General features: G+C 66.9%; 12 protein-coding genes. 8 read left to right on the top strand and 4 right to left on the bottom strand.

The window, feature by feature from the left end; all coding sequences use genetic code 11:
• From NGR01S_RS29495 to NGR01S_RS29485, 3 genes are all read right to left on the bottom strand, one after another.
• A partial coding sequence (locus NGR01S_RS29495; RefSeq protein ID WP_174551768.1) for an IPT/TIG domain-containing protein occupies window positions 1-796 on the bottom strand: 796 nt, incomplete at its 3' end.
• A gap of 459 nt (window positions 797-1,255) precedes the next feature.
• Window positions 1,256-1,510, bottom strand: a complete 255-nt coding sequence (locus NGR01S_RS29490; RefSeq protein ID WP_084481814.1) for an IPT/TIG domain-containing protein — start codon at window positions 1,508-1,510, stop codon at window positions 1,256-1,258.
• 460 nt (window positions 1,511-1,970) lie between these two features.
• Window positions 1,971-5,087 (bottom strand): ATP-binding protein, encoded by a 3,117-nt coding sequence (locus NGR01S_RS29485; RefSeq protein WP_063042670.1) that lies wholly within the window; start codon window positions 5,085-5,087, stop codon window positions 1,971-1,973.
• Between the two features lie 112 nt (window positions 5,088-5,199).
• On the opposite strand from NGR01S_RS29485, the gene NGR01S_RS29480 reads away from it, so the two are divergent.
• The 8 genes from NGR01S_RS29480 (at window position 5,200) to NGR01S_RS29445 (ending at window position 14,117) form a co-directional block, all read left to right on the top strand.
• Entirely contained in the window at window positions 5,200-5,772 is a 573-nt protein-coding gene (locus NGR01S_RS29480; RefSeq protein WP_063042668.1) for an NADPH-dependent FMN reductase, read from the top strand.
• A 14-nt stretch (window positions 5,773-5,786) separates the two neighbouring features.
• Window positions 5,787-7,190 (top strand): MFS transporter, encoded by a 1,404-nt coding sequence (locus NGR01S_RS29475; protein WP_063042666.1) that lies wholly within the window; start codon window positions 5,787-5,789, stop codon window positions 7,188-7,190.
• Between the two features lie 53 nt (window positions 7,191-7,243).
• Window positions 7,244-8,119 (top strand): NAD(P)-dependent oxidoreductase, encoded by an 876-nt coding sequence (locus NGR01S_RS29470; RefSeq protein WP_063042664.1) that lies wholly within the window; start codon window positions 7,244-7,246, stop codon window positions 8,117-8,119.
• 295 nt (window positions 8,120-8,414) lie between these two features.
• Window positions 8,415-10,031, top strand: coding sequence for a benzoylformate decarboxylase (mdlC, locus tag NGR01S_RS29465; RefSeq protein ID WP_063042662.1), 1,617 nt, complete (start codon window positions 8,415-8,417; stop codon window positions 10,029-10,031).
• Between the two features lie 86 nt (window positions 10,032-10,117).
• A complete protein-coding gene (locus NGR01S_RS29460) occupies window positions 10,118-10,513 on the top strand; it encodes a tautomerase family protein (protein WP_063042660.1) in 396 nt (131 codons plus the stop codon).
• A 236-nt stretch (window positions 10,514-10,749) separates the two neighbouring features.
• The gene (locus tag NGR01S_RS29455) at window positions 10,750-11,292 is read left to right on the top strand and encodes a helix-turn-helix domain-containing protein (RefSeq protein WP_063042658.1); all 543 of its coding nucleotides are present in this window, start codon (window positions 10,750-10,752) and stop codon (window positions 11,290-11,292) included.
• A 157-nt stretch (window positions 11,293-11,449) separates the two neighbouring features.
• Window positions 11,450-12,829, top strand: coding sequence for a DoxX family protein (locus NGR01S_RS29450; protein WP_245664831.1), 1,380 nt, complete (start codon window positions 11,450-11,452; stop codon window positions 12,827-12,829).
• A gap of 283 nt (window positions 12,830-13,112) precedes the next feature.
• Window positions 13,113-14,117, top strand: coding sequence for a hypothetical protein (locus NGR01S_RS29445; RefSeq protein WP_063042656.1), 1,005 nt, complete (start codon window positions 13,113-13,115; stop codon window positions 14,115-14,117).
• Between the two features lie 338 nt (window positions 14,118-14,455).
• Here NGR01S_RS29445 and NGR01S_RS29440 read toward each other — a convergent pair whose 3' ends face one another.
• Window positions 14,456-14,953 carry a MarR family winged helix-turn-helix transcriptional regulator gene (locus NGR01S_RS29440; RefSeq protein WP_063042654.1) on the bottom strand — a complete coding sequence of 166 codons (498 nt, stop codon included), beginning with the start codon at window positions 14,951-14,953 and terminating at the stop codon, window positions 14,456-14,458.
• Window positions 14,954-15,671: the final 718 nt, after the last annotated feature.

Genomic DNA, 15,671 nt, shown 5'->3' with positions numbered 1-15,671 from the left:
CCACCGGACCAGCGTTGGGTGCGATGGTGGTGAGTGTGGGGACCGCGACGTAGGTATAGGAGACGCCGTTGCTGGTGCCGCCGGGTGTGGTGACGGTGACCGACACTGTTCCGGCTGCACCCGTGGGGGCGACGGCGGTGATTTTCGTCGCCGAGTTGACGGTGAACGACGTTGCCGGGGTGCCACCGAAACTCACCGCGGTGGCTCCGGTCAGATTCGTTCCGGTGAGCACGACCGTTGTGCCGCCTGCCACCGGACCGGTGTTGGGCACCACCGTGGTCAGTGTCGGCACGGCGATGTAAGTGTAGGAGACGCCGTTGCTGGTGCCGCCGGGTGTGGTGACCCTGACCAGCACTGTTCCGGCCGAATGGGCGGGTGCTACTGCTGTGATCTGCGTCGCCGAGTTCACGCTGAACGACGTTGCCGGGGTGCCACCGAAACTCACCGCGGTGGCTCCGGTCAGATTCGTTCCGGTGAGCACGACCGTCGTCCCACCGGCCGCCGACCCCGAAGCCGGACTGATGCTGGTCAGGGTAGGAGCCCCGACATAGGTGTAGGGCAGCGGGTTGCTCGTGCCGTCCAACAGTGCCTGTACGGTCACATTCACTGTGCCGGTTCCGGGCGGCGCGATGGCCGTGATCTGGGTATTGGAGTCGATGGTGAATGTCGTTGCCGTCGTGCCGAATCGGACGGTCAACGGCCCGACACCACTGAATCCGGAGCCGGTGATGATGACAGAGTTGAGACCCGCTGCAGGACCGGAAGAGGGTGTCAGCGAGGTGATGACAGGTGCCATTCTCTTTCCTTTAATTGATGATCGGTGAAACAGGTGCTCCCGCAGGAGCGCAGGACCGGCCGTTACAGCCGTATTCCGGTAGCGGCACTTCGGCGCTGTCTTCCCGGTCTGATTTCGTCCGGTTTGTAGACGTTCGGGTCGGCCGGTCGCCCGTTCAGTTGGTGCGGTACACGGCGCAGGTGTGTGCGGCGCGCGGACACTGCGGTGTAGATGTCTTTGCCACTGAGCGGGCTGATCGGCCGTGGACGAGCATCGCCGCTTATGCCGACGGGTACGAAACGCCGGCGAGGAACCCCTATGCCGGAACACCGAGGAGGGTCTGGAGGCCGCCGAAGGTGACCGGCAGGCCGCGAGCGCAGCACAATCGCGGTACCGCCGGCCACAATCGGCAATTCGAAGTCATCACCGAGGTGAGGATCTCGATCAGCCGTCACCCCGACCGCACCGCGATGGAGGCGGTCAGACGTAGGTGTAGGGCAGTGCGTTGCTGGTGCCGTCCAGCTCGATGGTGACGGTGACGTCCACCGTGCCCGTCCCAGTCGGGGAGATGGCGGTGATCTGGGTGTCGGAGTCGATGGTGAAGGTGGTTGCTTTGGTACCGAACCGCACGGTCAAGGGACCGACACCACTGAATCCGGACCCGGCGATCACCACAGAAGTGAAAGTCGTCGCCGGGCCGGAAGAAGGCGTCAGGGAGGTGAGAACAGCTGCCATGGTCGAACTCCAAGTCGTGATTGAATGAGAAGCCTTACCTTGCAACGGTTTCCGATCTTCGCGGCGACCGCTACATCTCAAGTAAGCCTCCGGCGACGACACTTCGGCAAAGGATCCGGAGTCCGTTTTCGTCCGTTTTTGTCCGGTTTCGGTCCGGTGATTCGGCAGAGGGGCTGGTAAGGCCCGCGGCTCGCGGGCTATCCAGTCCTGCCGCTATCGCAGTCGGGGAGTAAAACAGGCGCTGGGCGCCAGGACGGGGTGAGCTGACCGTTCGGCCACCATGGTGGCCGTCTCCCTTGGACCGATGAATGCACCGTCGGGCTTGAACGGTCCCGCACCCACATCACGCACAGCCGCGCATGAAAACCATCGGTGCCGCGGAACCGCTCACAACCCCGGCTGCCGCGAGCACAAGCCGATGATCAGGGTGGCGCGGCGGGCGACCGGCCGAGACCCCGGGTCACTCGGCCGCGCGGATCGCCGCCGCGATGCGGTCCACATCGGCGCGTTCTTCTTCCGGCAGTGGCGCTCCCGCGGCGTCGCGTGCCGCGGTGGCGTCCGCGAGCAGAGACCTCGCCTGGTCGAAATCCCCCGCCAGGGCGGCGGCTCCGGCGAGTCCTTCCAGTGCGAGGGCGATCGCGCGGGGGTCACCGGTGCGCCGGGCCACCGCGATCCCCTCTTCGTGCAGCGCGCGTGCTTGTTCGGGATCGCCGCGCAGTTCGGCGATGAAACCGAGTTCGGCGAGGCTGTGGGCGAGGCCCGGCGCGTAGCCGACTTCGCGATTCCAGTCCAGGGATGCGCGAGTGTGGCGTTCGGCATCGTCGAGGCGGCCCGCACGCCGGGCGCCGATGCCGAGACCCACCTCGGCGAAGACCCGGCCGAGCTCGTGGCCCTGACTCACCGACAGTTCGAGCGCGCGTTCGTGGAGGCGGCGTGCCTGGTCCAGATCGCCCGCGAGCAGGGCGAGCCGGCCCAGTCCGGACAGCATGTCGGCGACCTGCGGCCAGAGCCCGAGCTCCTCGGCCCGGCACAGACCGTCGCGGCACAGGCGAGCGGCTTCGGGGTAGTCGCCGATGATCTCGGCGCGGCGGGCGAGCAGCTCGGTGGCGCGCAGCTGTCCCCACCGATCGCCGAGTTCGGTGAACAACCGAGCACTTTCGGCGGCATCGCGGGCCATGGCGGGGAGGTCTCCGCGGAGCATGGCATGGTGCGCGGCGCTGCTCAGGGCCGCGGCGATGCCCCAGCGGTTTTCGGTCGCGCGGAATCCGGCGAGCGCGCGCTGCGCCAGCGTATCGCTGAGCGCCTGGTCGCCGCCGCCGAGCAGCACCTCGGCGAGCAGCCATTCGGCGAACGCGCGACCCGCCGGATCGTCCACCTCGTCGAACCCGGCCAGCCCGGTGGGCACCAATCCCGAACGGTCCGCGTCGCCGCCGCCGAGCAGCATCAACGCCGAGCGCCAGCCGTTGGCCCTGGCCCACAGTACGGGCGCGGCCTCGCGGGAGGTGGCCAGCGCCGTGTCGAGCAGCCGGACACCCTCGCCGATGCGGCCGCGCAGGAACCAGTACCAGGCCGTCGCGTCCACCAGCCGAAGCGCGACGATATGATCCCCGCGACGCGATGAATCCTCCACGGAAACACGCAGGTTCGCGTACTCGATATCCAGTACCGCGAGCCATTGCCGCTGCTCGACGCCGCGTAGCCGGTCGCGTGCCTGCTCGGCCAGCGTCGCGTAGTACGCGTTGCGCAGCTCGTGCACCGGGTCGGTCTCACCGGCTTCGCTCAGCCGCTCCGAGCAGTACAGCGCGACCGATTCCAACAGCCGGTAGCGCGGTCCGTCCTCGGTATCGATCATCGTGACGAGCGATCGGTCCACCAGCCGGGCGAGCAGATCGAGGACCTGCCCGCGAGGGAGTTCCCCGATCGCGCTGATGTACTCCGCCGCCGCCAGCCCGAAACCGTCGGCGTGTACGGAAAGGCGGCGCAGTACAGCCTGTTCCGGCTCGGAGAGCTGTTCCCAGCTCCAGTCGATCATCGCCCGCAGCGTGTGCTGGCGGCTCGGCCCGCCGCGGTGTCCGGCGACCAGCAGGTCGAACCGATCATCCATCCGGGCCGCCAGTTCCCGTACGCCGAGCGCCCGCACTCGCGCGGCGGCCAGCTCGAGGGCCAGCGGAATCCCGTCGAGTCGGCGACAGATGGTGGCGACGGCCGCGACGTTTCCCGCATCGAGGGTGAAACCGGGCGCCGCGGCCGTCGCGCGTGCGGTGAACAGGCGGACCGCGCTGAATCTCGGGAGCGAGTCGGGGCCGATATCCGCGGGAGAATGCGGCAACTCGAGTGGGGCGACCGGGTAGACGGCCTCCCCGGCGACGCCGAGTGGTTCGCGGCTCGTGGCCAGCACGCGTAGTTCGGCGACCGAGCGCAAGAGCCGCTCGGTGAGTTCGGCGACAACGGCCACCAGGTGTTCGCAGTTGTCGAGGACCAGCAGCACCCGCTTGCCGCGCAACGCGCTGATCAGCTGGTCGACCGGACCGGCGGGGGAGCGGACGTCGTCACGGATGCCCAGCACCGCGTGCACGGTGTCGACGATGGTCGCGCGCGCGGCGGAGGTCGCCTCGATCCCGGCCAGCTCGACGAACCACGCGCCGTCAGGGTGTTCGGTGAGCAGCGTGCGCGTCGCCTCGATCGCCAGCCGCGTCTTGCCGACACCACCGGGCCCGACGAGGGTCACCAAGCGATGCGCGCCGACCAGCATCCGCACATCGCGCGCTGCCTCGGCCCGGCCGATGAGGTCGGTGAGCTGGCCCGGCAGGTTCGTCGCGGTGGCCGACCGGGGTGTGAGCAGCGGGTTCTGCGCGAGGATCGCCCGGTGCACGGCAACGATCTCAGGACTCGGATCCACGCCGAGCTCGGTGCGCAATCGCGTGCGCAGGTCGGTGAACCCGGCCAGCGCGTCACTCTGCCGTCCGGCCCGGTACAGCGCCCACAAGTGCGCCGCGCGCAAGCGTTCGCGCAATGGATGTTCGGCGACCAACGGCGCCAACTCGCCGACCAGCCCGGCGTATTCGCCGAGTTCGAGCAGCGCTTCGGCCCGGGATTCCACCGCGGACAGTCGCAATTCGTCCAGCCGGGCGATCTCGGCTTCCGCGAACTCCGCATCGGCCACCTCTGTGAACGCGGGGCCGCGCCACAGCCCGAGCGCGGTGGTAATGGTATCGGCGCGCTGCCGGAGGTCCGGGTCGACGTGGGCGAGCAAGTCCTCGAAGCGGCCCGCGTCCACCGCATCGGCTCTCACGTCCAGGCTGTATCCCGCGGGCCCGGACACCACGAGGGCCCGCGCACGCGGTTCGGCGGCGGCCAGCGCGCTGCGCAGTTGCGAGATCTTGACCTGCAGCGCCGCCGCCGCATCCCGCGGCACCCGCCGCGGCCACAGCGCCTCGATGAGCCGATCGGTCGATACCGACCGCCCCCGATGTATCAGGAGCACGGCCAGCACCGTGCGCACCTGTCCGGCCGGGATCGTGACCGGCTCGTCCTGGTCCGTCCACACCGTCAAGGGACCGAGCACACCGAACCGCATGATCGTGACGATACGGGCTCGCTTTCCGGACCGTGTAGGGCGACTGTAGGCGCGGCGTAGGTCGCCCGGGCGAAGGTCGTGACGACAACGACCCGACCGGAAGGCAGACTCGATGCCCGCATCCGAACTCCTGCGCGTGGCGATCATCATCGGTAGTACCCGTACCCAGCGATTCGGGCCGACGGTCGCCCGCTGGTTCCACGGTCACGCCGTCGAACACGGCGGACTCGACCTCGATCTGATCGATCTCGCCGAGACCCCGCTCCCCGCTGATCTCGACCAGCCCGACGACACGGTCGCGGCCCTGTCGAAACGTCTGGCCGGGGCCGACGCCTTCGTCATCGTCTCGCCCGAATACAACCGCGGCTATCCCGCCGCCCTCAAGACCGCCATCGACTCCTTCGTCGACGAGTGGAAGGCCAAGCCGGTCGCGTTCGTCTGCTACGGCGGCGTCTCCGGGGGTCTGCGCGCCGCCGAACAGTTGCGTCAAGTGTTCGGCGAACTGCACGCCATCGCAATCCGCGACACCGTCAGCTTCCACTCGTGCTGGAACAAGTTCGACGACGCGGGTCGGCCGCTCGACAGCGCCGGTGCGGGCGCGGCCGCCACCGCGCTGCTCAACCAGCTCATCTGGTGGGCCCGCGCGCTGCACGACGCCCGCGCCGCCCGCCCCTATCCGCTGTAGAGAAAGACACCGTCATGAGACGTCCCGCCACCACACTCGCCCTACTCGCCTTCTCCAGCCTGATCACCTCGCTGGACTTCACGATCATCTACGTCGCCCTGCCCGATATCGCCCGTGACGTCGGATTCTCGGGGCATTCCATGCAGTGGGTGGTCAGCGCCTACGCCATCTTCTTCGGCGGTCTGCTGCTACTGGGCGGACGGTCCGCGGACCTGCTCGGCAGGCGACGGATGTTCGTGCTCGGCATGGTGGTGTTCGGTATCGCGTCACTGCTGGGGGGCCTGGCCACCAGCACGATCGCACTGATCGCCGCCCGCGCGATCCAGGGCATCGGCGCGGCCCTGCTGTTCCCCGCGACACTCTCGCTGGTCAACACCATGTTCGAGGAGGGCAGGCAGCGGATCCGCGCACTCGCGGTGTGGGCGATGGCCGGGGCCGGCGGGCTCAGCCTCGGCGCCCTGCTCGGCGGCATTCTGACCAGTGCTTTCGGCTGGCAGGCAGTGTTCTTGATCAATGTGCCGCTGGTCGTGGTCGGCGTGGTGGCGGCGTTCCCGCTGCTGCGCGCGGACGGTCCGCGCGATCGGGGCCGGTTCGACGTGCCCGGCGCGCTCACCGGGACGGTCGGCGTAACACTGCTGGTGTTCACCGTCGCGCAGGGACCGGAATCCGGCTGGACTTCGGCACCTGTCCTCGGCGGCGGCGCGCTCGCGGTGGCGCTGCTGGCGGCGTTCCTGGCCATCGAGTCGCGCAGCGACAGCCCGCTGATGCCATTGCGGCTGGCCCGCGCGCTGGGGCCGGTGCTGGCCGTCATCTTCGTTTTCGGCGCGACCATGCAGAACATCGTCTACTTCCTCACCCTGTTCCTGCAGAACGTGTGGAGCTACAGCGCGCTGGTCACCGGGCTGGTGTTCCTGAGCCTTTCGCTGGTCATCGCGGTCGCGAATTTCGTCGCCGAGCGGCTGATCGTGCGGATCGGTATCCGCGCCACGCTGATCGCCGGGCTGCTGTTCGGTGCGCTGGGCGGCGCCCTGCTCGCCGCGGGCATGGTCGCCGACGGTTCCTACCGCACGATCCTGGTCGGAATCCTGGTCTACGGCGCCGGGATGGGCACCGTCTACCCGACCATGTACGCCGCCGCGGGCACCGGTGTCGCGGAACAGGAGCAGGGCACCGCGGGCGGGATGGCCAACACCGCCATGCAGGTCGGCATCGGTGCCGGACTCGCAGTGCTCGTCGGCATCGCGAACGCGGGCGCGACCGGGCTCGAGGGCGACACGCTGCGGATGGCGACCGCCGACGGTCTGCGCAGCACGGTCGTCGTCGCCTCCGCTCTCATCCTGCTCGGCCTCCTCGCGGCCTGGTTGCTGCCCAATAGGCGCGCGGTGCCGGCCGAGGTCGCCTACGTCACACCCTCTTGACCTCAACAAAAGTTGATGTTGCACGGTCTTGTACCAAGTAACGAGATCGGAGAATGATGACAATCGCACTGCTCGGTTTGGGTGAGATGGGTTCCGCGCTGGCCGCCGCGCTCCTGGCGGCCGGACACCCGCTCACCGTCTGGAACCGGTCCCCCGAGAAGGCCGAGCCGCTGGTGGCCGCGGGCGCCCGCCCGGCGGAGTCGCCGGAAGCGGCGGCCCGTGCGGCCGAACTGGTGGTCGTCAACGTCCAGGGCGGCGTAGCGGCCGAGAAGCTGCTGCGGACGGCGGGTACCGCCCTGGGCGGGCGTACGGTGGTCAACCTGACCGACGGCCCCTCCGAACAAGCCCGGGTCGCAGCCGATCTGGTGACCGGCTTGGGTGCGGACTACCTGCACGGCCAGATCATGACCATTGCTCCCGCGATCGGCTCGCCGGACGCGGTGATCTTCTTCGGCGGCCCTCGTCCGGTTTTCGACCGGTACGAACCGGTTCTGCGGGCACTCGGTGGCCGCGCGACCTACGTGTCCACCGACCCCGGAGTGCCGCTGCTGTACGGAATGGCATTCCACGACATCATGTGGGGCCTGCTGAACGGGTTCCTGCACGCCGCGGCGCTGCTCCGCGAGGCCGGAATCCCGATCGGCCGCTACGCCGAACAGGCGGAGCCGTCCCTGGCGGCGCTGCCGTCGCTGTTCGGGCTGTTCGCCGGGGAGATCGACCGCGCCGAATTCGCCACCCCGTTCGGCGCCCTCAAACACCACCTGCCCTCCATCGACGATGTGATCGCAGAAAGCGAGGCCCGCGGAATCGATATCGCGCTGCCGACCTACACCCGGCGACTCGTCGCCGAGGCGCTGGCCGCCGGCCACGGCGACGACAGCTACTCCCGACTGGTCGAACACTTCGGCCGCCGACCGGGCCGCGCATGAACACCTGGCACGGTGCGGACCCGGCGAAGCGCATCGACCACCTCGAAGCGCCTCGCGACCGTGTCGCGGTGATGAACCGAAGCCTCTGACCAGGGATCCATATCCGCCCGGTTCTCGGCGATTACTACCAGGGCCCCGCGTATGTCGGTGGTTTTCCTGATACCTGCGGGTGATCTTTGCCGGCGGCGGTGGTGAGGGCGGCACCAGGCAGGTTAGGTTGGCACTGACCGAAATGTTCGTTCTTGGATCTCGTGCCTGCCCGTTTTGTTCCACCGAGTAAGGACCGGTGAAAACAATGACAGACGAGAAGACGGTTCATGGTGTCACCTACGATCTTCTCCGCGCTCTGGGGTTGACCACGGTTTTCGGTAATCCTGGCTCGACCGAGCAGACATTTCTGCAGGATTTTCCCGACGATTTCGCCTATGTGTTGGCGTTGCAGGAGGCCTCGGCCTTGGCGATGGCCGATGGTTTCGCTCAGTCGACAGGGAAACCGGCGTTGGTGAACCTGCACACCGCCGCGGGCACGGGTAACGCGATGGGCAGCCTGGTGGCCGCTTATCGGGCCGGCACCCCGCTGATCGTGACAGCAGGACAGCAGACCCGTGAGATGTCGCTGTGTGACCCCTACCTGAACAACAGAGACGCGACGTCGATGCCGCGTCCATGGGTGAAGTGGGCTTTCGAGCCGGCACGTGCTCAGGATGTGCCTGCGGCGTTCATGCAGGCCTACGCGGTGGCGACGCAACCACCGATGGGGCCGGTGTTCCTATCGATCCCGCTCGATGATTGGCACCAGCGTGCGCTGGGACCCGCTGTGGTGAGGACCCTCAGCCATCGTGTGGCTCCGGATATCGAGCGGTTGCGTGGGTTCGCGGACCGGATCAATCGTTCGAAGCGGCCATTGCTGGTCATGGGGCCGGAAGTGGACCGGGCCGGCGGGTGGGACGCCGGGATCGCTTTCGCCGAGAAGTTGGGGGCGCCGGTGCGGGGAAGCGCGTTGGCCGACCGTGTGTCCTTCCCTGAGGATCATCGGCTCTATGTGGGGCCGATGCCGATGACGATCGCCGAGGTGAACCAGACGCTTCAAGGCCATGACCTGGTGATAGTCGTAGGCGCGCAGGTCTTCCGCTACTACCCCTACGTGCCGGGCGAGTACCTGCCCGAGGGCACCGAACTGCTGCAAATCACCGCCGACCCCGATATAGCTTCCGTCGCGCCGGTGGGCGATAGCCTCGTCGGCGACACCCGCATCGCTTTGGAACGATTGGCGGAGATGATGACCCCGGCCCAGGGGCGCCCGGTACCGACGCCGCTGGATCGAAACCGGGCGGTCAACTCGTCGGCGCCTTCGGAGCTCCTGACCGCAGACGAGGTGTATGCGGCGGTGGGCGGGGTCAAGCCCGCGGATGCTGCGGTGGTGATGGAATCGACCTCCACGATCGCCGAGCAATTGCAGTGGCTGCCTACCACGCGCTCGGGCAGCTTCTTTGCCACCGGTAGCGGCGGTATCGGGTGGGGAGTCCCGGGCGCGGTCGGGGTCGCTCTCGGCGATCGCGCACGCGGAGTCGACCGCACCATCATCGCCACCATCGGCGATGGCTCCTTCCAGTACTCCATCCAGTCGATCTGGACGGCCGCGCAACACAAGTTGCCGATTGTGTTCGTGGTGCTGCGCAATGGCGCCTACGCGATCTTCAAATCGTTCGCGCTGCTCGAGAAGACGCCGGGAGTGCCCGCATTGGATCTACCAGGCCTCGATATCGCCGCGCTGGCCACCGGGTTCGGTTGCCGCGCCGCCGAGATCGAGACGATCGAAGAGCTCAAACGTGAGTTCACCGCCGCGGTGGGCGCCGAGGGGCCCACCGTTCTGGTGGTGCCCACGCAAGTCGAACTGCCCCACTTGGGCTGAACCGCACTCTGCTTCCTTCTCACCCCATGGCGGCGTCGGTGGGTGGGCACACCATCCACCGACGCCTGCGGACACTCGGGAGAACCATGCCTGTCTATACCTGCACAACTGTCGAGTCTGCGTTATCCGGCGCGGTGAAAGCGGCCTTGGCTGCGGAGATATCGCGAATCCATTCCGAGATCAACCACGTCCCCAGCACCTACGTCAACGTCGTATTCCCCAGCCTTCCCGCCGACAGCGTCTACACCGACGGTGTCCCGGCCAGCCCTCTGCTGATCAGCGGTTGGGTGCGTGACGGGCATCCCGAAGCGGATACCACCAGACTGGCCACCGAGATCGCCGCCGTGGCTACACGCGTGACCGCTATCCCCACCGACCGAGTGCTGGTGGTCTTCCAGAGCAGCCCTGCGCACTTCGCAGTCGAGGGGGGTCGGGTGTTACCCGAACCCGGCGAAGAGGCGGCCTGGCTCGCGGGAAAATGAGAGCAGGGCAAGCCGGCGAAATCGCCGAGAACGTCCACACCGAAACGCTCATCTGCCTCGCCCGGTCGAACGCACCCTCGGTCGGGCGAAATACCGCTCGAGTCCGAGTTCATCAGCGGCGACCTCATCGGTCCTCCGCGGCCGGCGCGCCGTAGGACCCTGCCCTGGGACCGGCACAAGGGGGCATCGAGGAATTAGGACTATATTCTCGTTATCGATAATGATAACGTCGAGTCATGGGCGCATCATCGGAACGTTGGGCAGACCTCGCACTGCATCCTGTGCGTATCCGAATACTGACCTCGGTAGCCGGCGCCCGCCGAACGGCCTCCGAACTGGCCGGGCTGTTGCCGGATGTGCCGCAGGCCACGCTCTACCGCCATATCGCGACGCTCGCCGGAGCGGGCATGCTGGAAGTGGTCGCCGAGCGCAAGGTCGGCGGTGCGACCGAGCGGGTGTACTCGGTGCCCGAGGGGGGCTTGACCCCGACAGCGGAGAGTTTGGCTTCGGCCACTCCGCAGGAGCACGCACGATACTTCACGGCATTCGTCGGCAGCCTGCTGTCGGAGTTCACCCGCTATCTCGCCAGGGAGTCCATCGATCTGGTGGCGGACGGCGTCGGCTACCAGCAGGTGGCCTTACACCTGGACGACGCGGAATTCGCGCGCTTCGCCCAGGACTTCGCCGAGTTGGTGCAACCTCTGCTCGCGAATAAACCAGGGGGGGGACGAACGCCGCGCTTGCTGGCAACCATCCTGCTCCCACTGACGGAAGGATGACCGTGGCCATGCTGGATCCCACCGGGGGCGGGCCCGCCATATGCCCTGTACCCGGATCGCACCTACTCCTGGACTGCAGTGGTTCGCAGCGACTCCTCGATGAAGTCACTGTCTCGACAGCCGATGCCGACCACCGGGCCATCAAGGTGGCGGGCTCATGAACCACCTCGACCAAACCGTTCCGATCTCCGTACCCGCTCGGACACCCACGACGGCGACCCGACCGGCGCTGCCGGAATCGCCCGCCCCCGCACCACGCCGCTGGAAGCCGTTCACCCGTGTCGTCTTCCGATTCTGCTTCCTGTACTTCGGCCTGTTCTGCCTGGTCTCCCCGGTGATGCTGTTCGAGTTCACCGGATTGTTCGGCGCCTGGTTACCCGACGACGCGGTGTTCTGGCAGGTCCGGTTGACGGAACCGGCGTTGTCATGGGTGGGACACACGCTCTTCGACGTCGATGTGGCCCTGTACTTGAACGGCAGTGGCGATCAGGGTATCTACTGGGTTCAGCTCTTCTGCGTACTGGTGATCGCGCTGGTCGGCACCCTGGTGTGGACGCTGCTCGACCGGCGTGTGGAGTATCGGCGGCTCGCCGGGTGGTTGCTGCTGTTACTGCGCCTGTGTGTCGCCGCGCAGCTGGTGCATTACGGTCTGGCCAAGGTGTTTCCGGCGCAGATGCCCGAACCGGCCCTCACGACATTGCTGACGCCGGTCGGCGACCTCACACCGTTCACACTGCTGTGGAACCAGGTCGGTGCGTCCCCGGCATACGAGATCCTGCTCGGCGCAGCGGAATTGACAGCGGGGCTTTTGCTCTTCATCCCGCGAACCGCGCTGGTGGGGTCGATTCTGGCGGTGGTCAGTATGGCGCAGGTATTCATTCTGAACATGACCTTCGGTGTGCCGGTGAAGATCCTGTCCGGCCACCTGCTGCTCATGGGCCTTGTGCTGCTGGCCCCGGAGGCACGCAGGCTCGCCGAGGCGCTGGTCCTGAACCACACGACGGGGCCATCCACCGCGCCCTACCCTTTCCGGACCACCCGCGCACGACGAATCGCTACCTGGTGCCAGGTCGCGCTCGCTGTCTGGGTGACAGTATCGATCACGTACTTCACCTGGGATATCTGGAAGGCGGTGGGACCGGACCGCCCGAAGCCACCCCTGTATGGCATGTGGTCGGTATCGGAGTTCACCCGCGACGGACAACCGGCCCCGCCCATGCTGACCGACGACACCCAGTGGCGTACTGTCGTATTCGAACATATCGGCCAGATCTCATACCAGCTGATGGACGGCACACTTGTCACGGCACCGGGCATCGTCGACCCTGCCACCCACCGCATCGAAGTCCCCGCCGAAGACAATGGCGGTACACTCCCGGCCGCGTTGACCTTCGACCAGACCACCCCGGACCAGGCCACGCTGACCGGCCAACTCGGCGGTCACTCGGTGACCATGGTTCTGCACCGTGTGGATCCGGACCAGTTCACCCTGCGTAGCACCGGGTTCCATTGGGTCCAGGAACAACCGGCGCAATGATCGCCGCACACTCCGCGTTGCCCGGCTCTTCGGCCGGCGGCCACGGCCTCCGGTCTTCCGGGACTGCGGAACCAACGCTGATCGCGGCCCGCCGCGCTGGCGCAAGCCAGGAGCATGCGCCGACCGCCGGCACCGGCAGCTCGATCCCCATGCACCGTGTGCACCTCGCATATGGTCGTAGGCAGACCACCTCGGCGCATCGGAACCTTATCCCGAGGCGAAGTCGCACTGCTCGAGGCGATGCTCATCGGCTCCCTCGGTAGCTCGAAGGTCCTTGGTCCGGATGAGTGGGGCAGACCATGGTGATTCGCTCGCTCAGCGCGCACCACTGGTCGGCGTCGATGTCCCGGACTACCGCGAGGCGATCGTCGGCGACACGGGTACTGTGGACACCTCCGGTGACGTGGAGATCTGGGCAGAACTCGTCGGAGTCGGGGTGGTGGTGGCGCTCGGGGGCGCCGTCGTGGCCGTAGTTGTGGTGCCGGTCGGTGTTGTCGTCGTACCGGTCGGTGCCGGTGTAGCGGTGCTGGTCGGTGCCGTTGTCGTGGTGGTCGGCGCCGTGGTGGTCGCCGATTCGGAGGTGACGGTGATCGTCGACCGATCTGCCGGCACCGTCACCGTGCTCGGGTCGGCTGTCACCGGGACCGTCGGCGTATCGGTCGGAGTCATGGTGACGGTCACCGTGGATACCGAGGTCGAGGTGGCCGTACCCGGATCCGGCACGCCGACTGTGGCCTGGATCGAAAGGCTCACCGTGGCAGAGAAACTCGCACTCACCGACGCATCGGTCGAGTTTTCGGCCGGGACATCCGGCGTTATGGCTGTCGTCGGCTCCGTCGTAGGGGCCGTGCCGGTACCGGGGTCGGTGGGATCGGGGGTCGGCTGGGCGGTTCCGGGATCGGTAGCCGTGTCGGAGCCCGCGATATCGCCCGGTACAGCGATCTCGCTCGGTCCGACGTCGCTCGGTGCGCCCGATATCGTGTTCGGGTTCGTCATGCTGGTCCGGCTTCGGATTGCGCGGTGGTCGAACGCCGCTATGGTGCATTCACCCGAGTCGTTCGCTCGGGCCGGCGGGTCGGAATCCGCCCGCACCATGATCGTTATCCCGATTGCCGCGGTCACCGATGCGGCCACCACAGCCGCGCGCGATATGTGGCGCCGGAACCGATCGGCCGACGGTCCCGCGGCCTGCCGGCCGCGCCACCGCAGAATCCGCGACCGAGGCGGCTCGGCATCGATGTCCGGCTCTGCCACTCGGTCTTCGCTGTTGTCTTCGGTTTGCATTTGAACTACTGCTTTCTCCCGCGAGATGCGCCGACCGCTGGGAACCGGTGACGCCACTTCGGACGACCCGGCCTGTGGTATCCGTGACGGCACCGCCTGCACCACCCGAGAAATCCCGAGTGTCGGACACCGAATTCCAGTGGTTCGGCCGAGCACCGAAGTGCGGGCAGTACGGTGCCGCCTCGCCGAAAAGACCGAGCGAGGCATCGATGATTCAGGAATTTACCGAAAGGTCAGTGCGCAAGCACTGCGCATTCGGACTTCCACAGCAAAAATACGGGCACTTGATTTCGAAGCGTCTCGGAATTCTGTCGACTCGGCAAGCCTTCGTGATCGAGGATTTCAGGGTTTCGAATAGGGAACCACGTTCCGCAGCCGTTGCCGGTGGATTTGTTGCAGTTCGCCCGCACGTATCAGAAAGTCGGCAATTATGTCGAGTTCCGCGGAGTCGTACGAGCTCAGCAGCATCTTGTAGCTCTCGACGATCATGGGTACGACGAGTTCCTGTATGCGATGGGCCGCGAGTTCGGTGGCCATCACAATCACGCGGCGACGATCGGTCGGGTGCAGCGATCGGGCGATGTAGCCCTGCTTCTCCAGCCGGTTGAGCATGATCGTGACGCCGGCAGCGGTGAGGCCGAGCCGTTCGGCCAGCAGTTTCGGCGTCGTAGCCTTCTCCTCCTCGAGCAGGACGATCTCCAGGGCACGCCGATCGGTCTCGTTCACGCCCAGTACTCTGATCAATTCGCGGACCAGATCCTCGACGGTTCCGTGATAGAACTCCAGGGCCCTTCTGAGCTGGACCGAGATCCGGGCGGGTTCGGTTGTTCTCGGACACATAGGCCTTCCCTCGATCACTCGAAACTTCAAACCGCTCAGCGAAAGTCACCGATCAGGGCGCGCTCGGTCGCCGAGCGTCCGATTTCGTCCGGGGAGTCAGGGAGATCGGTGGACTGGATGAATGCCGCGGGCCGCGGTAGCGCGGCGTGGATCGAGGGCAGTCGGGGAATCACGAGTACAGGCCACGGTTTTCCCTGTGTGCGGTAGGGATCGCCGCCGGGCGTTCGAAGCGGACATGTGGGCTCCTGTCGATCGATCGGCCGGCAGCCCGAACCGCGGCCGGCGACCATCACGAAAGCGGGCACCGCTCCGGCCGTCGAAGCGACCGTTGCTGTGTCGGATATGCACTGTACGACACAGCGACCGATGTGATCGTGCGCATCCGAATATTCGGTCGAAGTAGCTGCCGCTGCACCAAACCCGAAGCGGGGCAATCACTATGAGGGGCGGCTCCCACCGGACCACCTCGGGTGAGACCTGGACCGGGTTGCTGGGACAACCCGGTCCAGTTCTGTTCACCACCGGCTACCGGCGCGGGCGCCGGTCATTACGCCGTGGCGTCTGTCCGCCGGCTCAGCTGACAGTCGTGGTGGTGAGGGTCGGGGACGGGTTCGGGTAGCACGAGGTCGCGACATTGCCGACCAATGCGACGTTGGTCGTCATGGTCATGCCGGGACTGGTGTAGCTGGTCCCCGCGTACTTGCTGGTGATCGGTGTT

The sequence above is a fragment of the Nocardia grenadensis NBRC 108939 genome (assembly GCF_001613445.1).
Lineage (GTDB): Bacteria > Actinomycetota > Actinomycetes > Mycobacteriales > Mycobacteriaceae > Nocardia > Nocardia grenadensis.
The sequence above is the reverse complement of the archived record's forward strand: the minus strand, read 5'-3'. Positions and strand labels throughout refer to the sequence as shown.